Raw genomic sequence first — 9,709 nt, forward strand, 5'->3', positions numbered from 1 at the left:
AGGAAAATCCAAAAGTTTAGATTTTCCCACAATGCTTATCTTTTGGTCTTTGGTTCGGAATAGTGTAGTGCTGGCGGTCTATCTCTTGTTTTCGGTTGCTTGCTTCCTTACCGTACATGAGCATTTATGCAGGAAATGGGACACAGTCCGCGGGCAATGGAGCAGTTCTTTGATCTGCCGTATCAGGCGCGGCAGGTGCTGACCGATGCGGTATGTATCTCAGACGAACCCGAGGAACGCCGCGCGACGGCTCTCAAGTCGCTTGCAAACGGCGGCGAAGGCTTCTGCGAACGGTTCTGACCGCTTTTCCCGCTCGAACGGCTGTACCTTACGGTGCAGCCGTTTTGCTGTATTCGCCAAAATACGCTGTCTTGACACCTTTTATTTCTAATCGCTTTTCATTGCGTTAGTGCATATTTGGTGGTAGAATAGATACTGAATTATTGTATAAACAACGACTTATATATAATGTAATGGAGAATATTTATGTGGATCGCAGATCATTGGAAAGACTACGCCGTGCTCGACTGCGGCGGCGGTGAAAAAATTGAACGATGGGGCAATCAGATTCTGCAGCGCCCCGACCCGCAGGCTATCTGGCCGCGCGACAAGGACTGCAAAATCTGGAATAAGCCGAACGCTATCTATCATCGCTCGAACGCGGGCGGCGGCAAGTGGGAAATCCGCAAACTGCCCGAGCAGTGGGCTATCCACTACGGTGATTTGACGTTCCAGCTCAAGCCGATGAGCTTCAAGCATACCGGTCTGTTCCCCGAGCAGGCTGCCAACTGGGATTTTATCGACAAGATGATCCGTCACGCAGGCCGCCCGATCAGCGTGCTCAACCTGTTCGCGTACACCGGCGGCGCTACGCTTGCGGCGGCAAACGCCGGCGCGTCCGTCTGCCACGTTGACGCATCCAAGGGCATGGTGCAGTGGGCCAAGGAGAACGCCGCGTCCTCCGGTCTGAGCGACCGCCCGATTCGCTGGATCGTGGATGACTGCAAAAAGTTCGTGCAGCGCGAGATCCGCCGCGGACGCAAGTACGACGCGATTATTATGGACCCGCCGAGCTACGGCCGCGGTCCGTCCGGCGAGACGTGGAAGATCGAGGAGGACGTTGCCGACTTCATAGACCTGACCATGGGCGTGCTGAGCGACAAGCCGCTGTTCGTGCTCATTTCCAGCTACTCCACCGGTCTGGCGCCGTCCGTGATGAGCTATCTGCTCGGCATCACCGCAGGCAAACGCGCCGCCGGCAAGATTGAGGCGCAGGAGCTTGGCCTGCCGGTCGAATCGACCGGTCTGGTGCTGCCGTGCGGCTCGTCGGCACGGTTTATCGCGGAAGAATAATAACCTTTTTTACCGAAGGACGAAAATAAATGAGTGAAATCATCAAAACCGAAAACCTGCAGTACGCCTATCCTGCCGAGGACGGACAGCTTTCCGTTCCCGTGCTAAAGGGCGTAAATCTTTCCATCCGGCGCGGCGAGTTCGTCGCGGTGCTCGGTCACAACGGCTCGGGCAAGAGTACGCTTGCCGGCTGCTTCAACGCGATCCGTCTGCCGACCGGCGGCGTATGCTACGTTGACATGATGGACACCCGCGACGAAAACAACACCTACGATGTGCGCAAAACCGTCTCGATGGTATTCCAGAATCCGGACAACCAGCTTGTCGCCACCGTTGTTGAAGAAGATGTCGCATTCGCGCTGGAGAACATGGGCGTGCCTCCCGAGGAAATCCGCAAGCGCGTTGACGATGCACTGCGTGCCGTCGGCATGTACGAATACCGCGCACAAGCGCCGCACCGTCTGTCCGGCGGACAGAAGCAGCGAATCGCAATCGCAGGCGTTATCGCCATGATGCCGCGCTGCGTTGTGCTCGATGAGCCGACCGCCATGCTCGATCCCCAGGGCCGCCGTGAGGTCATGAATGTTGTCCGTGAGCTGAACCGCAAATTCGGCATCACCGTTATCCTTATCACCCACCACATGGACGAAGCCGTGCAGGCGCAGCGTGTGGTTGTCATGCACAAGGGCAACGTGCTGATGGACGGCGCTCCGCGCGAGATTTTCACGCAGGTGGACAAGCTGCGTGCGGCTTCCCTGACCGTACCGCAGACCATCGAAGTCCTGTACGACCTCGATCAGCAGGACGGCGAAAAGCTACCGATCGACGCACTCTCGATTGAGGAATGTGCAGATATTCTCGAACAAGAATACTTGAATTGATTATCCGAAGGAGAATCTTATGTCAACCATACTTGAAACGAGGGGCTTGACGCACGTTTACGGCGCAGGCACCCCCTTTGAGCGTGTTGCACTTGACCATGTTGACCTGAAAATCGAAAAAGGCGAAATTCTCGGTGTGATCGGTCACACCGGTTCGGGCAAGTCTACGCTCATTCAGCACCTGAACGGTCTGCTGCAGCCGTCCGAAGGCGAGGTCCTGCTCGATGGCAAGTCCATCTGGGATGCCAAGGGCAAGTGCAGCCGCGAAACGCGCTTCCGCGTCGGTCTGGTGTTCCAGTATCCGGAATACCAGCTGTTCGAGGAGACCATCGCAAAGGATATTGCCTACGGCCCGACCAACATGAAGCTGCCGCAGGCCGAGATTGACGAGCGCGTGCGCGAATCCATGGCGGCAGTCGGCCTTGCACCCGAGCTTGCCGACCAGTCTCCGTTTGCGCTGTCCGGCGGCCAGAAGCGCCGCGTTGCCATCGCAGGCGTTATCGCCATGCGGCCGGATGTGCTCGTGCTCGATGAGCCGACCGCCGGTCTCGACCCGGCCGGCCGTGACGAGATTTTTGAGCTGGTCCGCAGCTACCACAAGCAGTCCGGCGCGACCATCCTCATCGTGTCCCACTCGATGGAGGATATCGCACAGATTGCCGACCGTCTGCTTGTGATGAACCACGCCAAGGTACTGTTCTGCGACACGCCGCGCGAGGTTTTCTCGCACGCGGACGAGATCATTGCCGCAGGACTGGACATCCCGATGATCACCAAGGTCATGCTTGAGCTGAAAAAGCGCGGTCACGATGTTGATACCTCGGTCTACACCGTAGCGCAGGCAATGGATGCCCTGCGTGCCTGCAAGCGGAAGGAGGCTGCTCACGAATGCTGAAGGACATTACCCTCGGTCAGTTTTTTCCGGGCAACAGTGCGGTGCACCGTCTTGATCCGCGCGTAAAGATCGTGCTGACGGTGGCATTCATCGTGCTGCTGTTTCTCGCGCAAGGCCCGGTTTCCTATGCGCTGATCATCGCATTTCTTGCCGTTGTCATCGGTATTTCGCGTATTTCGCCCAAAATGGTGCTGCGCGGCCTCAAGCCGATCCTGTTCATCGTTATCTTCACAGCGGTGCTCAACCTGTTCTATACACCAGGCACCTACATTTTCCAGTGGCACTTCCTGCACATCAGTGTGGAAGGCGTTAAGCTGGCCATTTTCATGGTACTGCGCCTGATGCTGCTCATCATCGCAACATCTATGCTCACCTACACCACCTCACCGATTCAGCTGACCGACGGACTCGAGCGTCTGCTTTCTCCGCTCAAAAAGCTGCACGCGCCGGTGCATGAGCTGTCCATGATGATGTCGATCGCACTGCGCTTTATCCCGACCCTCATCGAAGAGACCGAGAAGATCATCTCGGCACAGAAGGCGCGCGGTGCAGATTTCGACTCTGGCAACCTGATTCAGCGTGCCAAGGCTATGATCCCGATTCTCGTGCCGCTGTTCATCTCGGCGTTCCGCCGTGCAGACGAACTCGCAACCGCCATGGAGTGCCGACTGTACCGCGGCGATGTTGGCCGTACCCGCATGCGCCAGCTGAAGATTGCCCGCGTAGATGTTTGCGCTTTATTGTGGGTTGCGGTTTTGTTCGCAGTTGTTATTATACTCAAGCATTTTGGCCTTTGATAATTGAAAATTGATAATGGAGAATTGCGGTATCGCATAAAGTGCGATTTATTATAATCGGCGCTTTTGCACCGCACCTTCATTTTCCATTTTTCCATTCTCAATTCTCCATTCACGACCCACTAAGAGTAACTGAAATGATGAAAAATATTGCAGTAGTGCTGTCTTACGACGGCACCCACTATAACGGCTGGCAGATTCAGAAAAACGGTCCTTCGATTCAGGAGAGCATGGAGGACGCGATTTTTCATCTGCTGAAGCAAAAAGTTCATGTTTCCGGTGTCGGACGCACGGATTCCGGCGTTCATGCCCGCCGGTATGTAGCAAACTTCCACGCAGACTGCACGATCCCGATGGACCGTCTGCCGTATGCGCTGAGCAGCTTTCTGCCCGAGGACATTGCGGTTTCCGGCGCAGTCGAGGTTCCCGAGGACTTCGATGCGCGCTTCAACTGCACCAAAAAGGAATACGCCTATTATCTGTTTCCTTCCACCCTGCGGGACCCGTTCCACGCGCGGTACGCATATCGGTACAATTATCCGCTGGATATTACAAAAATGCAGGAAGGCGCACAGTATTTTGTCGGCAAGCAGGACTTTGCATCCGTGAGAAGTCAGGGCACACCGGTCAAGAGCACGGTTCGTACTATTTTCTGGTGCGAGGTGGAGCCGGTGGATGACCTCATCCGCATCCGTGTCTGCGGCGACGGCTTCCTTTACAACATGGTCCGCGCGATTGCGGGCACGCTGACGTATGTCGGCGGCGGCAAGCTGGCGCCCGAGCAGGTGCGCGACGTACTGCTCGCCTGCGACCGAGAGCAGGCCGGACCGACCCTGCCTGCCTGCGGTCTGTTCATGAACCGCCTGTGGTACGACGATACACCCGAACTGGACAGATTCCGCCTGTCGGACTGACAATTTTCAAGTTTTATTCACATTTTCACCCACAAAACACGCTACAATAAGGAGGCGGGATTTCATGAGCGAACAGAACCCAAAGCAGAATATCATCCGCTTTCCGCTCTCCAGGAGGGAGCGCCGTCAGCGCCTGTTCGACAGCAAGGACGCGCGTATCCGCACGACCGCCCTGCTCCGCATGCTCTGCGGCTGGGCTCTGGTGCTGGGAACAGCCATGTTCCTGATCGCCAACTACCGTATTTTTACACCGACCTCGCTGCGCACACTCGGCAGCTATATTGCGGCCGGTATTCGCTCGCATGACGGCGATATCACCACCATCAACTACGAAAACGAGACCTTCAGCGACGGTGCGCTGTTTGAATCCGGTCTGGCGTACGCGGACAGTGACGCGCTGTTCCTGTCCCGTGCGGGCAGCATGACCACGCTGCGCTATTCGCTCGGCTACTCCGATCCCGCGGTGGAGAGCAGCACGAATCATGTGCTCGTGTACGACCGCGGCGGCGTCAAAGCCGCACTGGTCGGCTCGGCAGGCGCTGTCGCGGAGCTGGAGCTGGAATCCACCATCCTGAACGGTTCGATCGGCCGCAGCGGCCGTTTCGTGCTCACCACCAACGAGCACGGCTACCGTACCGCCGCTGCCGTTTACGACACCGCAGGAAAAGAGGTTTTCAAATACTGTGCATCGGAATACTATATTGTATCTGCCGTACTCTCGCCGGACTGCAATACGCTCGGCATTCTCGCCTTCCGGCAGAACGGCGTAACGCTTGAGTCCCATGTGCTGTTCTTTGATGTGTCCTCCGGCAAGCAGGTTTCGGACACCGCACTGACTGACGCGCTCGGTGTAACGCTCACTTATTCCGAGAACAACGCCGCCATCGCGCTGTGCGACACCGGCCTGTATCATGTCACCCGCAGAGGCACGGTCGATGTGCTGCTCGAGCTCAGCTCGCAGGATCTGATCGCCACTGCCTCTCAGGGCAGTACGATGGCTGTCGCTGTGCGCTCCTACCTGAACGATGCACGCAGCGACCTCTATACCGTCCGCAACGGCAGTCTGCACGGTCCGTTCGCACTGACCGAGGAGCCGACGGCGCTTGCCGTCTCCAACGCCGGTACGGCGGTGCTGTCTGCGTCCGGCGTTACGGTCTACAACACCTCCGCCGAGCCGCAGTGGCACAACGATGATGCTGTCGGCGCACGCCGTGTGCTCATGACCGATGACGGTACGGTTTTCCTGCTCTACAACCGCAACGCGCGTATCTTTACCGCGCATTCCGAACGATCCGAGGAAGTGCATGCAGATAACTGATATCAACGATATGATTTCCACAGCGGCGCAGCTGCTCAACGCGCCTGACCTGATCCTCATTGCCGTGCTGCTGGCCAACGTGTGGCTCGGTGCCCGACGCGGACTGGTCGGTGCGCTGTACGGCGTGCTCGGCCGCATCGGCATGATCGCCGCGTCGGTCGCCGCCGCCAAGTATACCGCACCGTATATCGCGCAGTGGGTGGTCGTGCCGGCAGTCGGTCAGCTGTTTGAAAAACAGGCCGCACTTAAAACCGCCGAAGGCGTGCTGGACGGTCTGCGGCAGAGCGTCACCGAAGCGGCTGTCGGCATGTCGGAGAGCATCGCGTTCTCTATGCTTGTGGTGCTGTTCAGCGTGCTGTTCGGACGGCTCATCTGGATTTTCGGCCGCAGCCTCAAGCTCATTGTTCGGCGTACTCCGCTCAGCGCACTCGATTCCGCAGGCGGCGCACTCATCGGCTTTGTAACCGGCGTCGCATTCGTCTGCATCCTGCTGATCGTGCTGCAGTGGCTGTTCCCGATCACCTATACGTCGCTCGGCTATCTCTCGCCGGAGCGCGTCAAGCATACGCTGCTGCTCAAACAGCTTGTGGACGTTTTACCTATCGCCATTTAATGGAGAACACCTTAATTCTCCATTTTTCAATTTTCCATTCCCTAAAGGAGTTTAACCTATGAATATGCCAATGTGCTCGCGGTGCAAGAAAAACATCGCGGTGGTGTTCATCACCAAAATCGAGGGACCGGATAAGACCACCCAGGAGGGTCTGTGCCTCAAGTGCGCACGCGAACTGGGTGTCAAGCCGCTCGACAACATCATGGAGCAAATGGGTATCACCGAGGATGACCTCGAAGCGCTCTCCGGTGAGATCGGCTCCCTGTCCGACCTCAACGACCTGGTTCCCGCCGGTTCGGACGGCACGGACGACGACGCACCCCATGAGACCGATCCGGTCGCTGCCGGCACTCTGCCGGGGCAGCCCGCAGGTGGCTCTCACGATGAGACCCGTACCCGTTCTTCCCGCAAGGAGGACAAAAAGCGCAAATATCTGAACAATTACTGTGAGAACCTGACCCAAAAGGCCGCAGAAGGCCGCATTGACCACATCGTGGGCCGCGACCGCGAGACCGACCGCGTCATTCAGATTCTGAACCGCCGCCAGAAGAACAACCCGTGCCTGATCGGCGAACCCGGTGTCGGCAAGACAGCCGTTGCCGAGGGTCTGGCAGTCCGCATCAACGAGGGCCGCATTCCGTTCAAGATGCGCAACAAGGAGGTCCATCTGCTCGACCTGACCGCTCTCGTGGCGGGCACGCAGTTCCGCGGCCAGTTTGAGAGCCGCATGAAGGGCCTGATCGACGAGGTAAAGCGTATCGGCAACATCATCCTCGTCATCGACGAGGTGCACAACATTGTCGGCACCGGCGATTCCGAAGGCTCGATGAACGCCGCAAACATCCTCAAGCCTGCCCTCGCCCGCGGTGACATTCAGGTCATCGGCGCGACTACGCTCAAGGAGTACCGCAAGTATATCGAGAAGGACGCTGCGCTCGAGCGCCGTTTCCAGCCGGTCTATATCGGTGAGCCGTCGGTTGCCGAGACCACCGAGATTTTGAAGGGCATCCGCTCGTACTACGAGACCTTCCACGGCGTTACTGTTTCCGATGAGATGTGCCGCCGTGCCGCTGAGATGAGCGAACGCTATATCACCGACCGTTTTCTGCCGGATAAGGCCATCGACCTGATCGACGAGGCGTGCTCGCGCCTCAATCTGGATTCTCCGCAGCTGTCCGAGATTCCCGAGCTGCAGAACGATCTTGAGCGCCTGCAGGCACAGCTTGACGAGCTGACCCAATCCTCTGCCCGTGCCGAGGAGGAGGAGACCTACGCCAAGATCGCCACCTGCCGCAGCCGCATTCTGCAGGTGGAGGCACAGCTGCACGAGCTGCTGACCAAGCCTGCACCGCAGGTTGACGAACAGCTTCTGGCTGAGGTGATCGAAATCTGGACCGGCATTCCGGCATCCAAGGTAGCGGCACAGGAGTCTGCACGCCTGCGCGATATGGAATCCCGCCTGAAATCGCACGTTATCGGTCAGGACGAAGCCGTAGACGCGGTCTGCGCGTCCATCCGCCGCAACCGCGCGGGCATCAGCCCCAAGCGCAAGCCGGCATCCTTCCTGTTCGTCGGCCCGACCGGCGTCGGCAAGACCGAGCTGGTCAAGCAGCTTGCTCTCGACCTGTTCGACTCGCCGGATGCACTCGTGCGTCTCGACATGTCCGAATATATGGAAAAGCACACAGTTTCCCGCCTGATCGGTTCCCCTCCGGGATACGTCGGCTACGATGAAGCCGGTCAGCTGACCGAGAAGATCCGCCGCCGTCCGTACTCTGTCGTTCTGTTCGACGAGATCGAGAAGGCGCATCCGGATGTACTCAATTCTCTGCTGCAGATTCTGGATGACGGCCGTCTGACCGACGCGCAGGGCCGCGTTGTCAGCTTCGAGAACACGGTCATCGTTATGACCTCGAACGCCGGTTCGCAGTCCAATAACACGCCTGCAGGCTTCGGCCGCACCGTGTCTCAGATGAGCAAGGACCGCGTGATGAAGGCTCTTGAAGAAATCATGCGTCCGGAGTTTCTCAACCGCATTGACGAGATTATCGCGTTCAACCAGCTGTCCGAGGATAACTTCCGCCATATCGCTGAGATCATGCTCGGTGAGCTGCGCACCACGCTCGCGGATAAGGATATCCGCCTGACGTGGGACGACAGCCTGCTCGGCCTGCTCACCGAGAAGTCCTACTCGGTCAAGTACGGTGCCCGCAATCTGCGCCGCCTGATCGAAAAGGAGATCGAAAATCCGCTGGCCACCGCCATCGTCACCGGTGATAAGCCGCTGATGGGTGCACACCTGTCCGCTGAGGACGGCAAGGTTAAGCTAGATACTATATAACACACGAAAACCGCCTGAACAGGCGGTTTTCTTTTGCACGCAGATTGACAATTCCTGTCGAATACGATATAATCGTGTAAATTACTGGAGGTGTTATTTATGGATTTCAGCGATTCCTCGACTTTCTCCACCGCATCCGGCAAGGACTATCATTACGTTGTTCTGCAGGTTACTTTGAAGGAAAAATTTCTCGGCACCGGTTCCGGCAACCTGACCGAACTGGAAGAAGCGATTAACCATCAAGCGCAAAAGGGTTATCGCCTGCACACGATTACTACATCGAATGGCGGCAGCAAGGGTTTGATGGGCGGCGACCGCATTCAGGCAACCATGGTATTCGAAAAGGTTATTTAACAAAGTAAAAACCGCTCTGTCGAGCGGTTTGAGGCTGTCGAAAAACTATCGTTTTCCGAGCAGCCTCTCGCTCGAAACCACGCTTTCGAGCGAATACTGAAGAAAAAACGCGCCCTACGGGCGCATTTTTTCTTCCCTTGTATAAATTCCGAGATACATGCTCCCGGAATTTATGAATTTGCTTCGCAAATTCTATTTTATGCGTGCTGCCGCACGAAGCGTAAAAATTAAAATAATACTTTT

The 9,709-nt window shown here is 57.1% G+C and carries 10 protein-coding genes; all 10 read left to right on the top strand.

What is annotated here, in order from left to right; translation table 11 throughout:
* The first annotated feature begins 126 nt into the window (after positions 1–126).
* Positions 127–300, top strand: a complete 174-nt coding sequence (locus ACWVX6_RS10480; protein ID WP_455153114.1) for a hypothetical protein — start codon at positions 127–129, stop codon at positions 298–300.
* Positions 301–486: 186 nt separating this feature from the next.
* Positions 487–1,353 (top strand): class I SAM-dependent methyltransferase, encoded by an 867-nt coding sequence (locus ACWVX6_RS10485; protein ID WP_118359849.1) that lies wholly within the window; start codon positions 487–489, stop codon positions 1,351–1,353.
* Between the two features lie 29 nt (positions 1,354–1,382).
* On the top strand, positions 1,383–2,234 hold the full coding sequence (locus ACWVX6_RS10490; protein ID WP_118359851.1) for an energy-coupling factor transporter ATPase: 852 nt from the start codon (positions 1,383–1,385) through the stop codon (positions 2,232–2,234).
* 19 nt (positions 2,235–2,253) lie between these two features.
* Positions 2,254–3,129 carry an energy-coupling factor transporter ATPase gene (locus tag ACWVX6_RS10495; protein ID WP_118646016.1) on the top strand — a complete coding sequence of 292 codons (876 nt, stop codon included), beginning with the start codon at positions 2,254–2,256 and terminating at the stop codon, positions 3,127–3,129.
* Entirely contained in the window at positions 3,123–3,926 is an 804-nt protein-coding gene (locus ACWVX6_RS10500; protein WP_118728864.1) for an energy-coupling factor transporter transmembrane component T family protein, read from the top strand. Before ACWVX6_RS10495 ends, ACWVX6_RS10500 begins: the two co-directional genes overlap by 7 nt.
* A gap of 137 nt (positions 3,927–4,063) precedes the next feature.
* The gene (gene truA / locus ACWVX6_RS10505) at positions 4,064–4,840 is read left to right on the top strand and encodes a tRNA pseudouridine(38-40) synthase TruA (protein WP_243029786.1); all 777 of its coding nucleotides are present in this window, start codon (positions 4,064–4,066) and stop codon (positions 4,838–4,840) included.
* Positions 4,841–4,904: 64 nt separating this feature from the next.
* Entirely contained in the window at positions 4,905–6,158 is a 1,254-nt protein-coding gene (locus ACWVX6_RS10510; RefSeq protein ID WP_455153115.1) for a DUF5711 family protein, read from the top strand.
* Positions 6,145–6,771, top strand: coding sequence for a CvpA family protein (locus ACWVX6_RS10515; RefSeq protein WP_188886867.1), 627 nt, complete (start codon positions 6,145–6,147; stop codon positions 6,769–6,771). The genes ACWVX6_RS10510 and ACWVX6_RS10515 overlap by 14 nt, the downstream gene beginning before the upstream one ends.
* Positions 6,772–6,829: 58 nt before the next feature.
* Complete coding sequence (locus ACWVX6_RS10520) at positions 6,830–9,112, top strand: ATP-dependent Clp protease ATP-binding subunit (protein ID WP_455153116.1); 2,283 nt, start codon at positions 6,830–6,832, stop codon at positions 9,110–9,112.
* Positions 9,113–9,211: 99 nt separating this feature from the next.
* Positions 9,212–9,466, top strand: a complete 255-nt coding sequence (locus ACWVX6_RS10525) for a DUF4177 domain-containing protein (RefSeq protein ID WP_181967608.1) — start codon at positions 9,212–9,214, stop codon at positions 9,464–9,466.
* The last annotated feature ends 243 nt before the right edge of the window (positions 9,467–9,709 follow it).

It is taken from the genome of Butyricicoccus sp. (genome assembly GCF_977037065.1).